The sequence below is a fragment of the Paraburkholderia panacisoli genome, from assembly GCF_008369935.1.
In the GTDB taxonomy this organism is placed as follows: domain Bacteria; phylum Pseudomonadota; class Gammaproteobacteria; order Burkholderiales; family Burkholderiaceae; genus Paraburkholderia; species Paraburkholderia panacisoli.
On the sequence record NZ_VTUZ01000005.1, the window covers coordinates 252,202 to 272,483 of the forward strand.

A 20,282-nucleotide genomic window follows, 5' to 3' on the forward strand; every position below is an offset into this window, starting at 1 on the left:
CGCTCGCGCGTTCAGCCCTGCGCCTTCTTCGCAAAGTACTCCGCCGCCATCAGCCGGAACGCGGTGACCGCCGGGTTGTCCTGATCGGCGCGCCAGACCATGCACATCTCCGCCTGAATCGTGTTGTTGGCGATGGACCGGAACTCGACTTTGTCGTAGTGGAATCGTTGCGCCGACGCCGGCAGAATGCCGAGGCCGAGTCCAGCGCGCACGAGAGAGAGAATCGTCGGCGTCTGATCGATGTATTGCGCGACGTTCAGATTCACACCCTCGGCGGTGGTCATGCTCGTGATGCGGTCGTAGAAGTACTTGCCGTGCGTGGGCGAGTGCATGATGAACGGTTGATTGTTCAACTGCCTGAGTTCGATCTGCTCGTAACGGCACAGCGGGTGACCCTTCGGCAACGCGACGATCAACGGCTCTTCATTGACGAGCAGAGACTCCAGCTTCTGCCGCGAAGGCAATGGCCGCTGAAAACCCAGGTCGATTGCGTTCGCGGCGAAGGCCTCGATCTGCGCAACCGAGATCAGTTCGAGCAGCACCACGTCGATATCCGGCAACACGCGCGACGCCTCGACCAGCAACTGCGGGATCAGCTCATAGCCGGCCGCGCCGGTGAAGCCGATCCGCACGCGTCCCGTTTTGCCCTTGCTCGCACGCCGCACGGTGCTTTCGGCCTGCTCGGCCAGACTCAGCAGACGCGTCGCATCGGCGAGAAACACCCGCCCTTCCGTCGTCAGCTTGACCGTGCGGCCGACGCGTTCGAACAACATCACGCCTAGGCTGTCTTCCAGCAAATGAATCTGTCTGCTCAACGGCGGCTGGGTCATGTTCAGCAGCGCCGCGGCACGTCTGAAATTCAGTTCCGTCGCGGCGGCGACGAAGCAACGCACTTGTCCGAGATCAAGCATTGTTGGTCGACAGTGAGGGGATAGCGGCCAGCCATTATAGAGGCAGCGGGTTGGCGCGTTTTTCCCGCTGCGTGGCGGGCCGGGCAAGCTGGCTTCTTCGAACATGAGAAAAAGGGAACCTGGCGTGGCCGGGTTCCCTTCGGCGCGATTCCTTCGCGGTGTGCCGTCACGGCTGCTAACTTGGCTGCTATCAACGCTGCCGGCACCTCGGCCATCACCGCGCGACTGGAGCGCGCGGCGACGGGTGCCGGTTACGTCGTCAAGCTGCCTTCAGGTCGCTGTCCAGCCAACGCCTGCGCGAGGCTCGCCATCACCATTTCGCCCATCGCCGTGCGCGACTCGATAGTCGCGCTCGCACGATGCGCCTGCAACACCACGCGATCCATGTCGAGCAGCGCGGCCGGCACGTTCGGCTCGTCGACGAACACGTCGAGGCCCGCGCCCGCGATCACGCCATGAGACAACGCTTCCACCAGATCGCTTTCCACCACCAGCTTGCCGCGCGCGATATTCACCAGATAGCCGTCCTTGCCCAACGCGTCGAGCACGGCGGCGTTGACGATGCCTTGCGCTTTATCGGCGGCGGCGGCCAGCACCAGGATGTCGCAACCACGCGCGAGCGACAGAAGATCGCCGACGAACCGATGCGGTACGTCGTCCATCGCGCGCAAATCCGTGTATGTGATCGGGCATCCGAACGCGGACGCGCGCTGCGCAATCGCGCGGCCAACCTTGCCCATGCCGACGATGCCGACACGCTTGCCGCTGAAACGATGCGACAGCGGCAACGCACCCGGATGCGGGTTCTTCTGCCAGTTTCCTGTTTTCACGAACGTGTTGCCCGGGCAGATTTCGCGGCAGACCGCGAGCATCAAGCCGAGTGCGAGGTCCGCGACGTCCTCGGTCAACGCACCGAACGTCGCCGTCACCGGAATGCCGCGCGCCCGCGCGAAGTCGAGGTCGACCGCATCCGTGCCCACGCCGTTGACGGCGATCACTTCCAGAGCCGGCAGGCGTTCGACCAGATCGTTCGAGATGCCGGTATGTCCGCCTGTGATCACCCCTCGGATCGACGCACCATGCTCGCGGATATAGGCATCCTTATCATCCTGTTCGAACAGGCGATGCATCGTGTACAACTCGGCCAGTTTGGCGTTGATGGCCGGGACGAGGATCGGGTTCAGTTGCAAAATGCTCGGCTTCAATTCACGCGCTCCTTGTTGATCGTTGACTCCGCGGACCGGTTGCGCGCCCTCTTCGGCGCACGCCTGCCATCGCGACATCGGCGGATCATCATCTTTTTCAAGGGTCACGTCCAATCCCAAAACGCTATCAGTTGATCCACGAATCGGCGCTCGATGCTTGCGTGCTTTCATCGATTCAATCCGGGCATCAAGTAATAGCAATATAAGATTGGACGCCCTATTTCCGCGTCGCCACAATTCGTAGCGTCGGAAGAGGATTTCCGCGGTCGACGCAAACAACAAAAACAGCACGCATGCCGATTGCTGAAGTGCTCATTGCGGCTAGAAGAACATAAAAGAGCCTTTCAATTCAGACGGAGACAACAGCGTGAAACAGCGTCACGATCCTGCTTCATCCCCCTCCCATCCGGCTTGCCGTCACGCGGGCCAGCGCCGTCTCTGGCGCCGCTTCCCGCGCGGCGCCGAACGCGCCGTCGCGCGCTGAAGCGGCGCCGCGCAATTCATCCAGACCGGGCCGCCAGCATCAGGCGAACCCTCGCAGGCAAGCTCGAACATCGGAGACGGCATCCGTCATCAGGCAATCCAGCGCCGATGCCGGTGCATTGGGAGGAATTCAAATGAACAATGCTGAAGGGGTGGTGAGATCCGCCAAGGCGGGCTTGCTCACTGACAAACGCACGAACCATCGCTGGGTCGTGATGGGGCTCATATTCTGCATCTGGGCGATCGCGTGCGCCGATCGCGCGAACTTCGGCATCGCGCTGCCGTTCCTGAAGAAGGAATATGGCATCAGCAACACGCAGGCCGGGGTCATCGTCAGTCTGTTCTCGTTCGCCTACGGCTTCGTGCAGATTCCGGTCGGACTCGTCTATAAGCGGCTCAGCGAAAAAACAACCGGCTTCCTGTTCGCGGTCTTCGTGATCCTCACGTCGGTGTTTACCGGCCTCATGGGCACCACCTCGTCGGTCTTTCTGCTGCAGGCCTACCGCGTCGGGTTGGGGTTGTCCGAGGGTCCGCTCGGAATCGGCTGCACGAACGTAATCAACCGCTGGTTTCCCGCTCGGGAAAAAGGCACGGCCACGGGCTTGTGGATCGCCGCATCCAAGCTTGGACCGTTGATCGTGCCTTCCGTGTGCATCCTCGTGATCCAGTTGTGGGGATGGCGGGAGATCTTCTTCGTGTTCGCGATTCCGGGCATCCTGTTCGCAATCGCGTGGATGGTGCTGGTGACGAACTCGCCCAGCGAGAACCGCTTCTGCTCACCCGCCGAGCAGCGCTACATTCTCGACGGCATGCCCGCCAACCGCAGCGACAAAGCCGCACCGCACGCCACGCAGACAGCGCGCATCCCGTATCTCGACGCAATCAATCGCACGAAGCGCGTGCCGCAACTCGAGACCCTGCGCCAGGTTTTCCGCTCGTGGAATATTCTCGGCGTGGCGCTCGGCTATGGCTGCATGATCGGCATCAGCAACATCTTCATGTCGTGGATTCCGACCTATCTGGTCACGGTAAAGGGCTTTGCGTCCGTGAAAATGGGCTTTCTCGCGTCCGCGCCGTTTCTCGGCGCGGTGGCCGGCAACATGCTCGGCGGCGTGATCTCGGATCGGCTGCTCGGCGGCCGGCGCAAACCGATGATGATGCTCGGCGCGCTCGGCACCGTGATCATGATGGCGATGCTGATCGACGCGCCGGATAGCGCCGCCTATCTGGGCATCACGCTGCTGATTTCGGGGCTCATGCTCGGAATCGGCTTCGCCGGCTACTCCGCGTATCCGATGGGGCTCGCGACCAAATCCACATATCCGACCGCATTCGGCATCGTGAATTGCCTGGGTCAGATCGGCGGCGCATGCGCACCGTTGGCGGTCGGCATTCTGCTGGATCGCTATAGCTGGACCAGCGTGTTCATGTATATGGTCGGAACGTCACTGCTGTGCCTGTTGCTGCTGGTCAGCGTGGTCGAGCCGATCGACGTTCAGGACGAGCGCAACAGGCCGCAGCAACGCAACTAAACTGGCAGGGTCCCTGACTCGGCGTGGCCCTCGCGGCCACGCCGTTCGTTACGCCTTCGCCAGTTCGGCGTCGATCGCGGCGACCAGACGCGGATCGTCCGCGGTCACATCGGGCGCAAACCGACCGACCACCTCGCCATTGCGGCCGATCAGAAATTTTTCGAAATTCCACAACACGTCCGTGCGATTTGCCGGATCGACGCCGTAGCCCTTCAGTCTTTCGCGGAACGGTCCTTCACCTGTCGCGTCGGGTTGCGCTTGAACGAGGCGCGCGTACAGCGGATGCCGATCGTCGCCGAGCACGGAGATTTTCGAAAAGAGCGGGAAATGCACGTCATAACTCGTGCTGCAAAACGCGGCGATCTCGCTGTCGCTGCCCGGCTCCTGGCCCTTGAAATTGTTGGCGGGAAATGCGAGCACTTCCAGACCCGACGCGCGCTTGTCCTGATACAGCGCTTCGAGGCCGCTGTATTGCGGCGTGAGTCCGCATTTCGACGCGACGTTGACGACCAGCAGCACCTTGCCACGATAGTCGGCAAGACTGGTTGCGCTACCGTCGATTGCCTTCAGCGGAATATCGAATAACGCTTCTGCCATGGAGCCTCCTCGTTGAAAATGGTCCGCCCGCGAGACGAACGGCGAAGCTGTCAAGCTTAACCGATCCGCTGCGGTTCGGCAGAAGCGCTGTCGGTCAATCGGAGTCTTTCGGCGTGATCGTGTACCTCAGCATTCTTTCGCGCGACGCCGCGAGCAGGCGCGTCATCGCGGCGGACGCGGCTTCCGGTTCGCGTGCGACGATCCGGCAACACACGTCGTCGTGCAATTCGATGTCTTCGCTGGGCCGCGCGGCCTGGCGCAGCGGAATCTCCGAGGAGACGCGCAGCGCCGCCTTGATCGCGCTGCCGATCGTGATGAACGTGCCGTTCGGCGACATCGCGATGATCGCCATGTGAAACCCCAGCACCGCTTCGCCCACCGCGCGCACATCCGACTGCGCCGCGGGAGACGCATACGCATTCGCCAGTTCGCGATAGCGGCGCTCGATCAACTGCAGGTCTTCGTCGCCGTCATGCCGCGCCGCCAGAAAACAGGCGCGGGGCTCGAAGCACAGGCGCACTTCGAAGATGTCCTCGACGATCTTCGAATCGAACTGCGCGTTGAGCCTCCACGCGAGCACGTCGCGGTCGGGCAGATTCCAGTCGGAGAACGGCAGCACGCGTGTGCCGATCACTTCAATCAGGCGCTTGCCGGTGAGTTGCTTGTGTGTGAAGGAAAAATCTCCGCTCTGCCCCAGCCCATCAAAATTAAAACTTACGCAAAAGCATCTTTTATTCTTTCTCTTTGCAATACTCCATTGCGGCTTCTTTCCTCGCTGAGTCTCGCGCTATCCAGGTAACAAGTTTCAGGGGAGATTGCCCTGAAACTTTCACCGATTCACCATCAGAATATTTGCCTTTGTGCGTGTGGAGATCATCCCCATCGCTGTAAAGGTCGTACTGTATCCACCTACGGGCGGAAGTCCATCCTGGAGCAGACTAAGTCATCTCGACAGCGTCAGCGATTGCGCGACGCCAGTCGCCTCAGTGAGAATGACGCGGCACCGTAGCACCACGGCAACCGACGAGGAAATCGAGGTCGCATCCTTCATCGGCCTGCAGCACGTGATCGACGTAAAGGCGCTGGTAGCCGCCGCCATTCGGCGGCTGTGGCGGCACGTGTTGCGCCATGCGCCGCTCCAGTTCCGCGTCGCTGATATCCAGATGCAGCGTGCCGGCGTCGCAATCGAGTTCGATCCAGTCGCCATCCTGCACCGCCGCCAACGGACCGCCCGCCGCTGCTTCCGGCGTCACGTGCAGGACGACGGTGCCGTAGGCGGTACCGCTCATGCGCGCGTCCGAAATCCGCACCATGTCCTTCACGCCCTGACGCAGCAGCTTCGGCGGCAGTCCCATGTTGCCGACTTCAGCCATGCCCGGATAACCCTTCGGGCCGCAGTTCTTCATCACGAGCACGGAGTTGGCGTCGACATCGAGCGCTTCGTCGACGATGCGCGCCTTGTAATGCTCAAGGTTCTCGAACACCACCGCGCGTCCGCGATGCTTCAGCAGTTCGGGCGTGGCCGCCGACGGCTTGAGCACCGCGCCGCGCGGCGCGAGATTGCCGCGCAGCACACGGATGCCGCCATCGGCGACGAGCGGCTTGTCGATCTGCCGGATGACTTCGTCGTTGGTGTTCGGCGCGTCCCTGACGTTCTCCCACAACGACTTCCCGTTCACGGTCAGCGCGTCCGGGTGCGGCAGCAGGTCGGCTTCGCCGAGCCGGCGCAGCACGGCCGGCAAACCGCCTGCGTAATAGAACTCTTCCATCAGGAAACGGCCCGACGGCATCAGGTCGACGATCGTCGGCGTGTCTCGTCCGATACGCACCCAGTCGTCGAGTTCGAGTTCGACGCCGATGCGGCCCGCGATCGCCTTCAGATGAATTACCGCATTGGTCGACCCGCCGATCGCGGCATTGGTGCGAATGGCGTTCATGAAGGCTTCACGCGTGAGGATCTTCGACAGCTTGAGGTCTTCGTGGGCCATCTCGACGATACGGATTCCTGACATATGCGCGAGCACGTAGCGGCGCGAATCGACAGCCGGAATCGCAGCATTGTGCGGCAGCGACGTGCCGAGCGCTTCGGCCATGCAAGCCATCGTCGACGCGGTGCCCATCGTGTTGCAGGTGCCCGCCGAGCGCGACATGCCTGCCTCGGCCGACAGGAATTGATGCAGGTTGATCTCGCCTGCCTTCAGCGATTCGTGCAGTTGCCATACGGCCGTGCCCGAGCCGATGTCCTTGCCGTCCAGTTTGCCGTTCAGCATCGGGCCGCCGGTGACGACGATCGCCGGCACGTCGCAGCTTGCCGCGCCCATCAGCAACGCGGGCGTGGTCTTGTCGCAGCCGGTGAGGAGCACGACCGCGTCGATCGGATTGCCGCGGATCGCCTCTTCGACATCCATCGCCGCGAGATTGCGCGTGAGCATCGCAGTGGGACGCAGATTCGATTCGCCGTTCGAAAACACGGGGAATTCGACGGGGAAGCCGCCGGCTTCGTAGATGCCGCGTTTCACGTGCTCGGCGAGCTTGCGAAAGTGCGCGTTGCACGGCGTGAGCTCCGACCAGGTGTTGCAGATGCCGATGACCGGGCGACCGTCGAACTCATGGTCCGGAATGCCCTGATTCTTCATCCAGCTTCGATACATGAAGCCGTTCTTGTCAGCTGTGCCGAACCATTCAGCTGAGCGCAGTTTCCGCTTTTTTTCCGACATGCCTATTTCCTTGATGCACATGCCGGGACACAGCACCGGCCAGTTGAACCGAACCGGCGCGGCGCGACCGGCGATTCGACGGTTAAGCGGATGGCGACAGCGTGTTCCGCGCTCGCTCTGTCGTCGCCAGACTTTGAAATGCGGGTCACGGAAAGCTGTTGCTCAATTTATGGGAATGCTGAAGTGTACGGAGCAGGTTGATATCTTTCCAATTAAATTTTTGGCGGTATTGATATCGGTTTTGGTATGAAGCCAGGGTGGGGGCCGTTGAACCCCGCTGCAGCTTGCCGGCGACTCAGGGCTTTGACGTCCGGGCGTTGCGCGAATGCGCGCAGCATGCGCGTATGCGTCTTCCTCACGTATGCGCTGGCGGTCGCCTGTTCGTTGCCGCCGGCTGTGGGAGCAGCCGAGCCTCGGAATGCAAATGAAGCGCCGCGTCGAAGTTCAGCCCACCGCCCTCGACCGACTTCGCGCGAAGCTTTCACGGATAATGGCGTTCATTCTCGCCCAGGCGTCCGCTCGTCACGGAGGTCGTTATGCATCTCGCCGGCACCATCCTTCCGATCTTCGCGATCATCCTGGCGGGGTGGCTTGCCGGCGTCTCCGGATACATATCGCGGGAATTGGCCGCGCCGCTGATGCGCTTCGCCTATTACGTCGCGATGCCAGCGTTAGTGTTTCTGACGATCGCGGACGAGACGCTTCACTCGCTTCTCGACTGGCGCTTCGTTGCCGCGTTCGGCGGCGGTTCGATGCTCTGCTTTGCGGCCGTGATGATATTCGAGCGCATCGCGCGCGGAGCCAGCGTGCGAAAGAGCGCGATGCTCGCCGCCGCTGTTTCGATGACCAACACCGGTTTCGTCGCACTGCCGATACTGAAGAGCCTGCTCGGCGGACCCGGTGTGCTCGCGGCGGCCATTGCGACGGTATTCGTCGGCGCAATCATCTTTCCGGTGCTGGTCGTGCTCCTCGAAATCGATCGGCCCGACACCTCGCGCAGCTTACGCGGGGCGGCACTGATCCGGCAGATCGCGACCAACCCCGTTATCCTTGCGACAATTTGCGGAGTGACCTGGTCGATCGTCGGCGTGACGTTGCCGGGACCGGTGAAGTCGCTTCTCACGATTCTGGGCGAAGCGTTGACTCCTTGTGCGCTTTTCTCGATCGGGCTTGATCTGACGCTGAGCGAACGGCACCAACGCCTGAGGCTCTATGCGTTACTGACCGCGCTCAAGCTGGCAATCGTGCCGCTCGTGGTGTACCTGCTATGCCTGGCGACGGCGCTCGATCGCACGGCAACCGTCGCCGCGGTGGTGTGCGCCGCCGTGCCGACCGCGAAGAGCGCATACGTGCTCGCAGTTGAATACGACGTCGAAAAAGCGGTCGTGAGCGGCGTCATCTCGATGACCACACTGTTCTCAGTCGTCACGCTGCTCGCCTGGCTGCACATTTTCTAGCGGTCTCTCCCCCGCGATGTCTGTGTCATCGCGCGGTTGCAGACGTTCTCTGCCATGACTCGCCAGCCTCTTGAACGCTGCCTTCCTCAAGCGAAAGGTCACGCGTCTCGTGGCCCCACAACCACCATAGCGCGGCTGCAAGCGGTCCAGGTATCGCCAGAACCAGCAGCCCGACGAGCGCCGCGGACGGCGTACCCGACGCCGCATACATCCTGGTCAGCATCAGCGGCGCAATCACCGCGCCCAGCCGGCCGATGGCGACGGAGACCCCCAGCCCGCTCGCGCGGATCCGCGTGGGCAGGATTTCCGACGACACCACGTAGCCCGAGATATACGCCCAGGTCACGCCAAACTGGATCAGGCAGTAGCCCAGCACCATGCCCGCCAGCGTGTGCATCGCGTAAATCACAATGATCGCAAGCGTTGTGAACGTATAGCCGAAGAATAGCGACGGGCGTCGGCCCCATGCTTGCACCAGTACCGCGGCGGCAATGCCTCCCAGCAGCGCGGCGGCATTCCCGTAAAGGTAGTAGAGCGGCATATCCGCGGCCGGCACTTTCATGTACGGAAGAATCACGAGCGCCATCAGCGTAAGCACGCCATACACGATCGCCGCCTGCGAGAAATTCAGCGCGCTCGCGAGACCGCAGCGCAGACGGTACGCGCCGAAAAGCTCGCGCGCGTTACGCCAGAAGGTCGGACGCGCAGTCACGATGCCCGTGCCCGCATAACGGCGCGCGGCCGCATCGCACACGGACCGCGGGCTGCCGGCGCGCTGTGCACTGCAGGCGATCGCCTCGACGATGGCCTCCGCCTCGTCCACGCGGCCCTGCTGCAACAGCCAGCGCGGCGACTCGGGAATCACCCGGCGAATCCAGAAGAACAACAATGCCATCGTCGTGCCGAAGCCGAAACCCACGCGCCACGACAAGTCGGGGCGCAGGTGGTTCAGCACGAAGTATGAAACCGCCGCGGAAAGAAGCGCCCCCACCGGAAAGCCTGCGAGAATCAGCGAATCTGTCTTGCCGCGCTGGCGCATCGGCATGAACTCGCCCATCGTTGCGGTCACGGCTGAATATTCGCCGCCAACCGCGAGCGCGGTCATCGCGCGAAAGAACAGGAACGAGTCGTAGTTCCACGAGACGACTGTGGCCACGCTGAAGAGCGCGTACCACAGCAAGGTCGCGAGAAACAGTTTTTTGCGGCCGAAACGATCGGCCAGGTAGCCAAAGGCGATCGCGCCAACCAGCGTGCCGAATACCCAGACGCTCACGGCGAGTGAGCCTTCCGCTGCGCTCAGATGCCACTGTGCTTTCAGCACGCCGAACACGCTGCCGATGATGTTGGTTTCGAACGAGTCGAGTGCCCACCCCACCCCGAGCGCGATCAGCATCAGCGTGTGAAAGCGCGTCCACGGCATATTGTCGAGCCGTGTGAGAGCATCTGTTTTGATGGTAACTTGCGGGGTCATACAGGATTCCTGATTACCAGTGATCGATGACAGCAGGCAAGGATTGCCCGAAGTCGAAACGTAACAAATCCGCAGTCGATTGCGCGCCGCCTGGCGCTCACGAAGCTGTTCCCTGTGGAACGTTTTCGGGGCAGGCGGAAGCAGCGAGGTGTGCTTCGATCGCTTCGATCACCGGCAACAAGTCGGCGATGCTGTCTATCACGAAGTGTGCGCCGACACGCGCGAGCCGCTCACGTGCCGGTTCGACAAGGGCGGCACGCTGCGCGTCGTCGAGGTCGAGCCACGCGTCGAGCGGCAGGCCCACTTCGTTTCCGCTCGCGGCAATGCCCACGGTCCACATGCCGGCAGCGAGGCCCGCCTGCAAGCCGGTCGGACTGTCGTCGATTACCACGCAACTGCGCACGTCCGGCACACCCAGTGCCAACGCGTTCGCAAGGCACATATCAGGCCACGGACGGCCGCGCGCAACATCGCTGACGGTGCAGCAGTGATCGGGCCGATAGCCCAGACTTGCCGCGACGGGCGCGAGATTGGCCATCACTTCGCGTGGATAGCCGGTCGTACTGCCAATGCGGATACCACGCGAGCGTAGCGCCGCAATCGTTTCCAGCGCACCTGGAATCAGAGCGCTGTGCCGCGTGACGTTGAGTTCGTCCTCGCGCAGAAAGTCGGAGTACAGCGTGTCGATATCGTGCTCGTTTGGCGCCCGGCCGCGCGCGGTCTGAAAGCGCGAGCGCACCGCGGGGTTCTGCAGGATCAGCGCGACGTGCTCGCGCTTCGCGGCGCCCATCGGTGCGCGCGCTTCCGCTTCGGAGATCGGTACACCGGCGTCTTCGAATACCTGACGAAACGACACGACCGGCGCGATGCTACCGAAATCGAGGACGGTGCCGGCCCAGTCGAAGATCGCCGCAGTGACAGGACCGCTGTATGCGCGGTGATGAGAACGCAGACCATCTGCGCAAGGCTTACCGATTAGCTGCTTCATGCTCGTATAGAGAAAATGACAAGGAGGTGCGAACCGTAGAATAAATTTGACAGGTGACGCGGCTATGATGGAAATACCCGTTGATACCCAATGGTTCTAACGAAATCTTCGATGGATGAACCATCATGACCTTGACGCAAATTCGCGCATTCATCGCGGTGGTTCAGCATGGCGGCTTCACGGCCGCCGCCCGTGCGCTCTCCACCAGCCAAACCACGATCACGTCGCAGATCCAGGCGCTCGAGCAGGAACATGGAGTGGAACTCTTCTACCGGCGCGGCCGGCGCATCGAGCTCTCTGCGATTGGGCTAGGCTTTCTTCCGTTGGCGCGGCAAATCAGCGCACTGGAAACCGACGCCTCTTCGTTACTGCGCGATAGCTGCGCACTGCGGCACGGCTCGCTGAAGATTGGCGCGGTCGGTCCGTTTCATGTGACCGAGATGATCGAGGCCTATCACGTGATGCATCCACAGATCCGGGTCTCGGTGACGCTTGGCAATTCGGAGATCGTGCTGCGCGCTCTGGACCAGTACGCTTGCGACGTAGGCGTGATTGCGAGGTCGTTCGCGGACGAGCGGTATGCGATGCGGCCGTACGCGAGCTATCCGGTGATTGCGTTTGTCCATGCGAGTCATCCGTTCGCGCGACGCGGTTCGATCACGCTGCCCGAACTGGCTGACGAGCCGTTGCTGATGCGCGAGCCCGGATCTACGACGCGTAAGGCGCTGGAGGATGCACTGCACGAAATCGGCGCACGCCCGCGCGTGGCGATGGAGATAGGCAGCCGCGAGGCGTTGCGCGAAGCCGTGGCACGTGGACTCGGAGTGGGTACGGTGTCGAAATCGGAATATGTGCCGGACGAGCGTCTGAGGGCGGTGAGAATAGACGGCGACCCTGTGACGACGCATATCCACGTGTGCTGTCTTCGCGAGCGGCGCGAGAGTCGATTGGTCGCATCATTTTTTGAGGCCGTGTCGGCGCTTGGCCAACTAGCCTTGAGCGCCCGACCAATGCAGATTCCTTCCATGTAGCTAATGGCGATTCGCCAATCCGCGCAAAGAACTCATGTATTTGCTTCGCCCTCGACAGGTGTAGTGGTCTACTTTCTGGCGCACGCGTTAGACGCCTGCGCCGCTCAACAGCGCGACGCCCGGTCATGACGATCCGCTACTGCGCCTCGCTGCTTCGATTGCAGGCGAGCGAACCGATAGCACGGGCCGCCTGTTGCCCTGCCAGACCCGCCTGACGATCGCAGGGCTGAGCAGCGACGACGGCGGCATCATCAGGTTTACAACCTTCAGAAACGCGGTCGACAGCGTGCTGTCGCGCGTCGCGGCGACGTGAAGCTTGCCAATGTACCAGTTGATGAAACGCAGCATCGGCGGGCGCGCGCCCTTGACTTGTGGATGGCGGAGGTCGTTGCCAACCGCGATGTCCCACGGAATATCGACGATCTTCGCGGCCGCCCTGAAGAAGCGACGTGCAAGATCGTTCGAACCCGCGCGCAGGCACCGCTGCAGCGTCAGCGCTTCCTCTGCCGCGACCGTCATGCCCTGCCCGTAGACAGGATTGAAGCTGCAGATGGCGTCGCCGAAAACGAGGTAATTGCCGGGGAAGCGTGCGAGCTTCTCATACCGCCGGCGCAGGTTGGACACGTAGCGGTAGCGCCTGTAATCGGTTAGCGGCTCCGCTCTTGCGACAACGTCGTGAATCTCCATGGTCGGCAGCGTCGCCAGATACGCGAGAAAGCCCTGGTCGTTGTCGGGTGCGTCGTCGCCAAGAAAACCGCCGGTACTGACGATCCAGCTGTCGTTTTCCTGCGCGAGCATGACGCCGTTGCGCCAGTTCGGCGCACTACCTGCGACAACGATACCCTGCTTACCATCGAGATCAGTCGGACGACGTCGATAGGTACGGGTCATATAGCAGATGCCGATCTCGACCTTCTCATCGGCGGGAGGTGGGTAGCCGAGTTCGCCGAGCCACGCCGCGCTGGATGAGCCACGGCCAGTCGCATCAACGACAAGGTCCGCGTTGATGATCTCTTCCTGCTTGCCCTCGACACATGTGCGTACACCGGTCACGCTCCTGCGACCGGGGTCGGTCGCAAGACCTTGCACCGCGCAACTTTCCATGACGCGCACGTTCGGCAACCTCACGAGCCTTCGGCGTAGATGGCCCTCAAGCACAGGACGGCTCGCAAGCAGACCGCTCAGGTCGCTCGCGCCGTTAGCAAGCCTGACGTTGCGACCTATCCAGATCACATCGTTGGCTACATCACCGATCAAGCCACCGCTTTGCGCGACGACCTCGTTGTTATATCCGGGGAAGAATTCCTCGAGCACCGCGCTGCCGCGCGCAAGGAGCCCATGGGTATGACGACCCTGTGGCACGCCCTTGCGCGGTGTGTCCGCTGCCGGAAACGCATCGCGTTCGAGCACGGTGACGATGGTATAGAAATCCGACAATACGCGGGCAGCCAGCAGCCCGCTCACGCTGGCGCCGATTACGATCGCATGCTCACCCAGGTTCTTCATGGCAATCCTCCAGTTCGATCGGTCGCAACGAGTGCAGCGACCATCATCTGCAGGGAATGGTAGGATTGCCTCGTCCCCTGAGCGTCCCCCGGACGCCGTCATTGAGGGTCGCCTCGCCATGGCTCTGTTCAGCGTGCGGACGCTTGGATTTCCGGAGATCCGTCGGGACGACCGGCTGTGCCAGTTGGCCTTGCGCAAAGGCCTGGCCTTGCTGGTCTATCTGGCCGAAGCGAAGGGCTCAGTCGGGCGCGACGTCTTCGCCGCGATGTTGTGGCCGGAAGACGGCGAAGAAGTTGTACGCGCGCGGCTGCGGCGTCTGCTGCATCGCCTCCAGCTTACGCTTGGCGACGGCGTTCTCACCACCGACCGGTCAACCGTTCGATGGTCGGCAGCGATCATTCTGCAGGTGGATTCCCAACTGTTCGAGCAAGCCTGCGACCGCGGCGAGTTCGAGCGGGCATGCCGCCATTATCTCGGCGACTTTCTCGAAGGTTTTTCGCCCGGCGACTGCCCGCAGTTTGACGAATGGGCTTTCTTTCGCCGGGAGGCCTTGCGAGGCCGGGCGATCCAGGCGCTCGAGCGCGTGGTACACGACAAGAATGCGGGCGGCGATTTCGCGGCCGCGGCCGCGCACGCCGGCCGTCTTGTCGAGCTCGATCCGCTCAGCGAAGTGTACGGCCGTCACCTGATCCGCAACCTTCTGCTCGCCGGAGACCGGGCCACGGCCCAGCGGCACCTCGAAGCCCTGACGCAGCGCCTTCGCGACGAGTTCAACGTGGCCCCGGAAGCCGAGACCCGCGCGCTGCTGAACGCCGGCGCAACGTTGCCGATCGAGGAACCGCCGCCGACGCGTTACGTCCGCGGTGGCGGCGTCCATCTTGCATTCCAGACCTACGGCGCCGGCCACATTGATGTTCTGGTGCTGCCCGGTTTCGTGTCCCACGTCGAACGGGTGTGGGAGGAGCCCCGCTGCCGGGCGTTCCTGTCCTCCCTCGCCGGGATGGGTCGTCTCATCTTGCTCGATCGTCGCGGCATCGGGCTTTCCGACCGGGTCGGGTTCAATCCGAGCGTCGACGCGACCGCGCAGGATATCGGCACCGTGCTCGACGCCGCCGGCAGCCGCCGGGTCGTGCTGTTCGGCGCGTCAGAGGGCGGACCGGCATGCATCAAGTTTGCCGTCGATCACCCCGATCGCGTCGCTGGCCTCATTCTGTTCGCCTCGTTGGCCAAAGGGAGCGCAACGCACGACTATTCCCACGCACTGGAGGCTGGTCAATATGACTGGTGGCTGCAGCAACTCGTCGCAGTTTGGGGCGGGCCCGCGGGCATTGAGACGTTCGCGCCGAGTCTGTCGGGCGATCCTCAGACGAGAGCCTGGTGGGCAGGCTTGCTTCGCGCGGCGTCGAGCCCGGGAGCCATCAAGGGCGTGCTCGAGGCGTTACGCGATATGGACGTGCGACATCTCCTGGGCCGAATTTCGATGCCGACCCTGGTGCTGCATCGTCACGATGACCGCGCCGTTCGCATCGGCGCCGGCCGGCATCTCGCCAGCCACATCGCGCAGGCGCGATTCGTCGAACTCGACGGCGCCGATCACTGGGCCTTCGCGGGCGATCAGCAACCCGTCCTTGACAACATCAGGCGATTTGTCGGCAGTCTCGCTGGGTAAACTGTGAGCGGGAGATGCGGCACAAGGCGCCAGCTGGGGCCGAGTACGATTCAGAGGAAATCCGCCGTACCGACGCGCGGTAATGGTCCGATATCCATGCGAACCGGCCGATCGAGTGCTAATCGCTAACCACTCTCCGGGTGCCCGATCGTGGCCAGGCTTGCACTCAATTGCCGCCGACCCCGATCCGCCTTAACCTGTCACCGAGTCCCCAACCTGGAACCGTGCGATGCAAGCACATCCTTTGCGCCTCTCTCCCGGCGACGATCTGCGTCTCGCCCTCGAAGACGTGCTGCGTCAGCGCAAGTTGAGAGCTGCCTTCGTCATCCAGGGCATCGGAAGCCTCAGCGTCGCCCAATTGCGATTTGCCGGGAACGACGATCCGACCGAACTGCGTGACAATCTGGAAATCCTGACGCTCGCCGGATCCATATCATCTGATGGAGCGCACTTGCACATGTCGGTTGCCGACCCGCGCGGTCGAGTGTTCGGCGGTCATGTGGCACACGGCTGCGCGGTCCGTACAACCGCGGAGATATTGTTGGCGCTTCTTCCCGAACATCGCTTCTCCCGGGAGTACGACTTGAGCTCAGGGTTCATGGAACTGGTGATACGAAGTGAACCGCCTCCGGAGTAGAGGTCGAACTTTCCGGCACTCACGCTCATCAGGACTTCCCCGATTTAGCAAGATCGGTTGACGGTTCGATTCATAGATCAATCTCATCCGTCTGGACCACTCCTCACGGTGGAGACAAGAAGGCCTCGTGCCTATAAACCGGCCGACCGTGTTGCAGGTCAATCCCAAGGCGTTAATGGGTTGCCGATTTAGGCGTACCGGGCATTCATGGGCTAGTCCTCGGAGCGCTGCTCGGGGGCTTGCTGAACGGCGCAGCGATTGCCGTGATCCTGATGTGTCGTGGATCCACCGGCGGGATGGATATCCTCTGCGTGGTGCTGTCTCGCAGGTACCCACGTTTTAGCATCGGCCAACTTTCACTTCTCTTGAATACCTCGGTGATCGTGATTTCCGGGGCTTTTCTTGGGTGGGCAAGTATGTTGGCCACCCTGACCGCGATATTCCTCGCAGGAAAAGGAGTTGATTGGGTTATGCAATTGGGCAGTCGCTGGCAGCGTGGCGGGTAACAGCGGAGGAACACCACGGAGATTGTTGACAGTCGGCAACGACGCATATTAACGTCTGGGGATCGTCCCTTCATCCCTTCGACGTGCCACCCTGATATGAGCAGCAACGAGTCTTCGACTACCGCCATCGAACTGCTTCAACGGCACTCGCTTGCGATGCTTGTGCAGGAAAGCCTGGAACGCAGCATCGTGTCCGGCGAATTCGCGCCAGGTGAAAAACTCAACGAAGTGGAAATCGCCACGCGGCTGAACGTCTCACGTGGCCCGCTGCGCGAGGCGTTTCGCGCTCTGGAACAGGCCGGCCTGCTCAAGACCGAAAAGAACCGCGGCGTCATGGTACGGATCGTCTCGCTTCGCGAAGCGGAAGAGATCTACGAAGTACGCGCGATGCTGGACGAATCCGTCGCACGCAGGCTCGCGAACCATATGACGCCCCAGACGCTGGCCGCGCTCAAAGCCATCATCGTGGCGATGAAAGCAGCAAGAAAAACACGCGATATCGCGCGCTATACGGCACTGAACGTCCAACTGCACGATGCGATGGTTGCCGGTGTCGGCAATCAGCATCTGACCGGGACCTACCGGCATCTGGTGCGTCAGCTCGGGCTGCTGCGTCAGGCAGCGCTTGAAGCGGACCTCAGCGCGTTGAGCGAATCCGTCGCCGAACACGAGAAGATCGTGAATGCGCTTGCCGCCGGAGACGAAGCGCAAGCGGTCGCGCTGGTGCGCGAGCACGTCGCGCACGGTCTTGGCAGAATGCGGCGCGCACATGAGCACTGGGCCGCGTCCACGGGACCGTCATCGACGGCACTCACGCAGACCTGACGAGGCCCACCGCGCCGACGCTCGTGCACATCGCCCAAACGGTCATGGCGCGAGCGCTCAAGCTTTATCCGACTTTCCCGCAGCGCTCGCGAACCGGCTCAACCAGCGGTCGACGAGCCACGGCTCACGGTCTTCATCCTCTGCCCGCTCCTTGCGGCGAATCGCATTGCGTACGGTAATCGAGCCAACGTAGCGGATCGGTTCTGGCGGGAAATGCCCGAGCGGGCCACGCGTCAATGGACTGCGCGTCCATTCGTTATCGAGCCCGAGCACCAGTGACGACAGAATCTGCCCGCCCATATAGGTGGGTCCGACGCCATTGCCCGAATAACCGAAGCCATAGAACACGTTCGGCGCATCGTCTAGCTGCCCGAAAAACGGAAAGCCCGTCACCGAGCGATCCGATGGACCGTTCCAGCTCGCCGTCACCGCCACGTCGCGCAGCGCCGGGAAAAACGCATGCAATCCACGCGTCAGATCGGCTTCGTAAGGCGAGCGCTGATCGAACACCGGCGCAATCCTGCCGCGCCACGCGAAGGTGTTGCCGCCCTTGCCGATCATCAGGCGTCCGTCGGGCGTGCTGCGGTAGTAGTACACGAAGATGCGCGAATCGAGCACCGAGACGCCGTCTGTGAGCCCCGTGCTTTCGAGCAGTTCCGGACACTTCTCAGTGACGATCATGTCGCTCGACACGATCGCGAGCGTCCGTTCGAACTGTTTGAAGCGGCTCGCCATCCATGCGTTGATCGCCAGCACGAGTTTGCCGGCCGTCACGCTGCCCGCCGGCGTGCGAACGCTCACGCGCTCGCCACCCGCGAAATCGAGCATCGGCGTGCGTTCGTAGATGCGTATGCCCATGCCGAGCGCGACGCGCCTCAGCCCGCGTACCAGCTTGCCCGGATGCACGGTGGCCGCAACGGGCGAGAACACGCCGCCCAGGTTGCGCGCCGAGCCGGATCGCCGGGCGACTTCTTCCGGCCGCAGATGCTGATACGAATGAATGCCGTGCTCGCGCAACGCCGCAATCACCGGATCGAGCACACCGATTTGCGCGCGCGACGTCGCCGTATAAAGCGTGCCGTCCATGCGCAGTTCCGCGTCGATGCCATTGCGGCCGCAGAAGTCGCGAATCCGGTACACCGCCGCCTCCGACGCCTTGACGAGCCGCACGGCCTCCGCTTCGCCGAAAAGGCGCCGCAACGTGAAGAATTTCGCCGACCACGTGAGCATGCATCCGCCGTTACGCCCACTCGCGCCAGCGCCGCACAGATCGCTTTCAATGATCACGATATCCAGGTCGGGCTTCAGCAGCTTCGCCTGAATGGCCGTCCACAAACCGGTAAAACCGCCGCCGACGATGCACACATCGGCGGTCGTGTTGCCTTGTAACGCCGGCGCTAATGAGCCATCGGCGAAAAGTGCCTGTTCGATCCAGAACGGTCGCATGGTTTTAGCCGCAGTAAAGTGGATTAGCCGTGCCGGCGCGGAAAAGACTCGCGCTTGAACGAGTCTCCGCACGCCGGCATTCTTCAGTTAACCGAAACGTTTTCCCGCCCTACGCCACTACGCGATCGCCTTGGGCGACACCTGGGTAATGCCCATCGCCTTCAAGGTATCGGCAATCGCGGCGACAGCCCCGGGAATGCCCGCTTCACCGAAATGCCCGATACAGCCGACACGGAATGTTTCGATCTGGGTCAGCTTGCCTGGGTACAGGATGTAGCCGCGCGACTTCACTTCCTGATAGAACCTCTTAAAGTCATAGGCAGGATCGTCGGGCGCATGGAAGGTCACGATGATCGGCGCCTGAATCGATTGATCGAGGAAGGGCCGGAATCCCAACTCCGCCATTCCCGCAATCAGCGCGCGGCAATTACGTGCATAACGTGCGCCACGCGCTTCGAGGCCGCCCTCTTCCACGTATTGCGCAATCGCTTCATCGAGTGCCGCGACGACATGCGTCGGCGGCGTGAAGCGCCATTGCATCGTGCGGTTCATGTAGGCCCATTGATCGTAGAGGTCCATTGCGAGCGAAGGGCTATTGCCTTCGCAGCGCTCCAGCGTACTGCGCCGCACGATCACGAAGCCCATTCCCGGCACCCCTTCGAGACACTTGCCCGACGCGGCGATCACGGCGTCGAACGGCGTCTTGCGCGCGTCGATCTCGATTGCGCCGAACGAACTCATTGCATCGACGATCAAACTGCGCCCGTGTTTCGCGACCACCACCGCAATTTCATGCAATGGATTGAGCACACCCGCGCCCGTCTCGCAATGAACGAGCGCGACATGGGTAATGCTCGGGTCGGCGGCCAAGGCGCGGTCGACGTCAGCGGCTTTGACCTGCGCATCCTCGGAGTAGTCGAGCGTGCGGTAACGCCGGCCGAGCGCGCGGCAGATCTTCGCGATACGCTGGCAATACGCGCCGTTGTTCGGCACAAGCACGTGTCCATCGCGCGGCACGATAGTGCCGATTGCGGCTTCCACCGAAAACGTCCCACTGCCCTGCAACGGCACGCATTCGTGCGTCGCCTCGCCGTGCACGATCCGCAGCGTTTCCTTGCGGATGCGCGCGGTGATCTGATTGAAGTCGCCGTCCCACGACCCCCAGTCGCGCAGCATCGCCTGACGCGTGCGATCTGAAGTCGTGAGCGGACCGGGCGTGAGCAGAATCGGCTGGCTCGGCGGGTTTCCGGCATTGGTCAGGGTGTCTTTCGCGGCACTTTTCACGGTCTCTCCTTGAACGT

17 protein-coding genes are annotated in these 20,282 nt (G+C 62.3%); 7 read left to right on the forward strand and 10 right to left on the reverse strand.

The genetic code is table 11. The features are described from left to right. Positions 1-11 precede the first annotated feature (11 nt). Together FVF58_RS10000 and FVF58_RS10005 are read right to left on the reverse strand one after the other, a co-directional pair. Positions 12-911, reverse strand: a complete 900-nt coding sequence (locus tag FVF58_RS10000) for a LysR family transcriptional regulator (protein ID WP_149669741.1) — start codon at positions 909-911, stop codon at positions 12-14. A 251-nt stretch (positions 912-1,162) separates the two neighbouring features. After that, a complete protein-coding gene (locus FVF58_RS10005; RefSeq protein ID WP_149669742.1) occupies positions 1,163-2,116 on the reverse strand; it encodes a 2-hydroxyacid dehydrogenase in 954 nt (317 codons plus the stop codon). Between the two features lie 617 nt (positions 2,117-2,733). Between FVF58_RS10005 and FVF58_RS10010 the strand changes: the two genes are divergently transcribed. Further along, the gene (locus FVF58_RS10010; RefSeq protein ID WP_149669743.1) at positions 2,734-4,131 is read left to right on the forward strand and encodes an MFS transporter; all 1,398 of its coding nucleotides are present in this window, start codon (positions 2,734-2,736) and stop codon (positions 4,129-4,131) included. Positions 4,132-4,179: 48 nt separating this feature from the next. Here FVF58_RS10010 and FVF58_RS10015 read toward each other — a convergent pair whose 3' ends face one another. The 3 genes from FVF58_RS10015 to FVF58_RS10025 all read right to left on the reverse strand — a co-directional run bounded on the left by FVF58_RS10015 (position 4,180) and on the right by FVF58_RS10025 (position 7,445). After that, on the reverse strand, positions 4,180-4,728 hold the full coding sequence (locus FVF58_RS10015; RefSeq protein WP_149669744.1) for a glutathione peroxidase: 549 nt from the start codon (positions 4,726-4,728) through the stop codon (positions 4,180-4,182). Positions 4,729-4,822: 94 nt separating this feature from the next. Further along, the gene (locus tag FVF58_RS10020; RefSeq protein ID WP_246217002.1) at positions 4,823-5,362 is read right to left on the reverse strand and encodes a FadR/GntR family transcriptional regulator; all 540 of its coding nucleotides are present in this window, start codon (positions 5,360-5,362) and stop codon (positions 4,823-4,825) included. A 349-nt stretch (positions 5,363-5,711) separates the two neighbouring features. After that, entirely contained in the window at positions 5,712-7,445 is a 1,734-nt protein-coding gene (locus FVF58_RS10025) for an IlvD/Edd family dehydratase (RefSeq protein WP_149669746.1), read from the reverse strand. A gap of 536 nt (positions 7,446-7,981) precedes the next feature. Here FVF58_RS10025 and FVF58_RS10030 point away from each other — a divergent pair. Next, positions 7,982-8,902 carry an AEC family transporter gene (locus FVF58_RS10030; RefSeq protein WP_149669747.1) on the forward strand — a complete coding sequence of 307 codons (921 nt, stop codon included), beginning with the start codon at positions 7,982-7,984 and terminating at the stop codon, positions 8,900-8,902. A 25-nt stretch (positions 8,903-8,927) separates the two neighbouring features. Here the strand turns inward: FVF58_RS10030 and FVF58_RS10035 are convergent, their stop codons facing one another. Then, complete coding sequence (locus FVF58_RS10035; RefSeq protein ID WP_246217003.1) at positions 8,928-10,373, reverse strand: MFS transporter; 1,446 nt, start codon at positions 10,371-10,373, stop codon at positions 8,928-8,930. A 97-nt stretch (positions 10,374-10,470) separates the two neighbouring features. Further along, positions 10,471-11,361, reverse strand: a complete 891-nt coding sequence (gene phnX, locus FVF58_RS10040) for a phosphonoacetaldehyde hydrolase (RefSeq protein ID WP_149669748.1) — start codon at positions 11,359-11,361, stop codon at positions 10,471-10,473. Positions 11,362-11,486: 125 nt separating this feature from the next. Here phnX and FVF58_RS10045 point away from each other — a divergent pair, with 125 nt between their 5' ends. Then, entirely contained in the window at positions 11,487-12,392 is a 906-nt protein-coding gene (locus tag FVF58_RS10045) for a LysR substrate-binding domain-containing protein (RefSeq protein ID WP_149669749.1), read from the forward strand. A 123-nt stretch (positions 12,393-12,515) separates the two neighbouring features. Here FVF58_RS10045 and FVF58_RS10050 read toward each other — a convergent pair whose 3' ends face one another. Beyond that, positions 12,516-13,898, reverse strand: a complete 1,383-nt coding sequence (locus FVF58_RS10050; RefSeq protein ID WP_149669750.1) for an NAD(P)/FAD-dependent oxidoreductase — start codon at positions 13,896-13,898, stop codon at positions 12,516-12,518. Positions 13,899-14,016: 118 nt separating this feature from the next. Between FVF58_RS10050 and FVF58_RS10055 the strand changes: the two genes are divergently transcribed. From FVF58_RS10055 to FVF58_RS10070, 4 genes are all read left to right on the forward strand, one after another. Continuing rightward, complete coding sequence (locus FVF58_RS10055) at positions 14,017-15,567, forward strand: bifunctional AfsR/SARP family transcriptional regulator/alpha/beta hydrolase (protein WP_149669751.1); 1,551 nt, start codon at positions 14,017-14,019, stop codon at positions 15,565-15,567. A 229-nt stretch (positions 15,568-15,796) separates the two neighbouring features. Then, positions 15,797-16,204 carry a PPC domain-containing DNA-binding protein gene (locus tag FVF58_RS10060; protein WP_149669752.1) on the forward strand — a complete coding sequence of 136 codons (408 nt, stop codon included), beginning with the start codon at positions 15,797-15,799 and terminating at the stop codon, positions 16,202-16,204. A 203-nt stretch (positions 16,205-16,407) separates the two neighbouring features. Further along, the gene (locus FVF58_RS54690; RefSeq protein WP_149669859.1) at positions 16,408-16,710 is read left to right on the forward strand and encodes a YitT family protein; all 303 of its coding nucleotides are present in this window, start codon (positions 16,408-16,410) and stop codon (positions 16,708-16,710) included. A gap of 96 nt (positions 16,711-16,806) precedes the next feature. Next, positions 16,807-17,535 carry a phosphonate utilization associated transcriptional regulator gene (locus tag FVF58_RS10070; protein WP_149669753.1) on the forward strand — a complete coding sequence of 243 codons (729 nt, stop codon included), beginning with the start codon at positions 16,807-16,809 and terminating at the stop codon, positions 17,533-17,535. A gap of 57 nt (positions 17,536-17,592) precedes the next feature. Here the strand turns inward: FVF58_RS10070 and FVF58_RS10075 are convergent, their stop codons facing one another. Together FVF58_RS10075 and FVF58_RS10080 are read right to left on the reverse strand one after the other, a co-directional pair. Continuing rightward, on the reverse strand, positions 17,593-18,981 hold the full coding sequence (locus FVF58_RS10075) for an FAD-dependent oxidoreductase (RefSeq protein ID WP_149669754.1): 1,389 nt from the start codon (positions 18,979-18,981) through the stop codon (positions 17,593-17,595). Positions 18,982-19,098: 117 nt separating this feature from the next. Continuing rightward, a complete protein-coding gene (locus FVF58_RS10080; RefSeq protein ID WP_246217004.1) occupies positions 19,099-20,265 on the reverse strand; it encodes a 2-aminoethylphosphonate--pyruvate transaminase in 1,167 nt (388 codons plus the stop codon). Between the last annotated feature and the right edge of the window lie 17 nt (positions 20,266-20,282).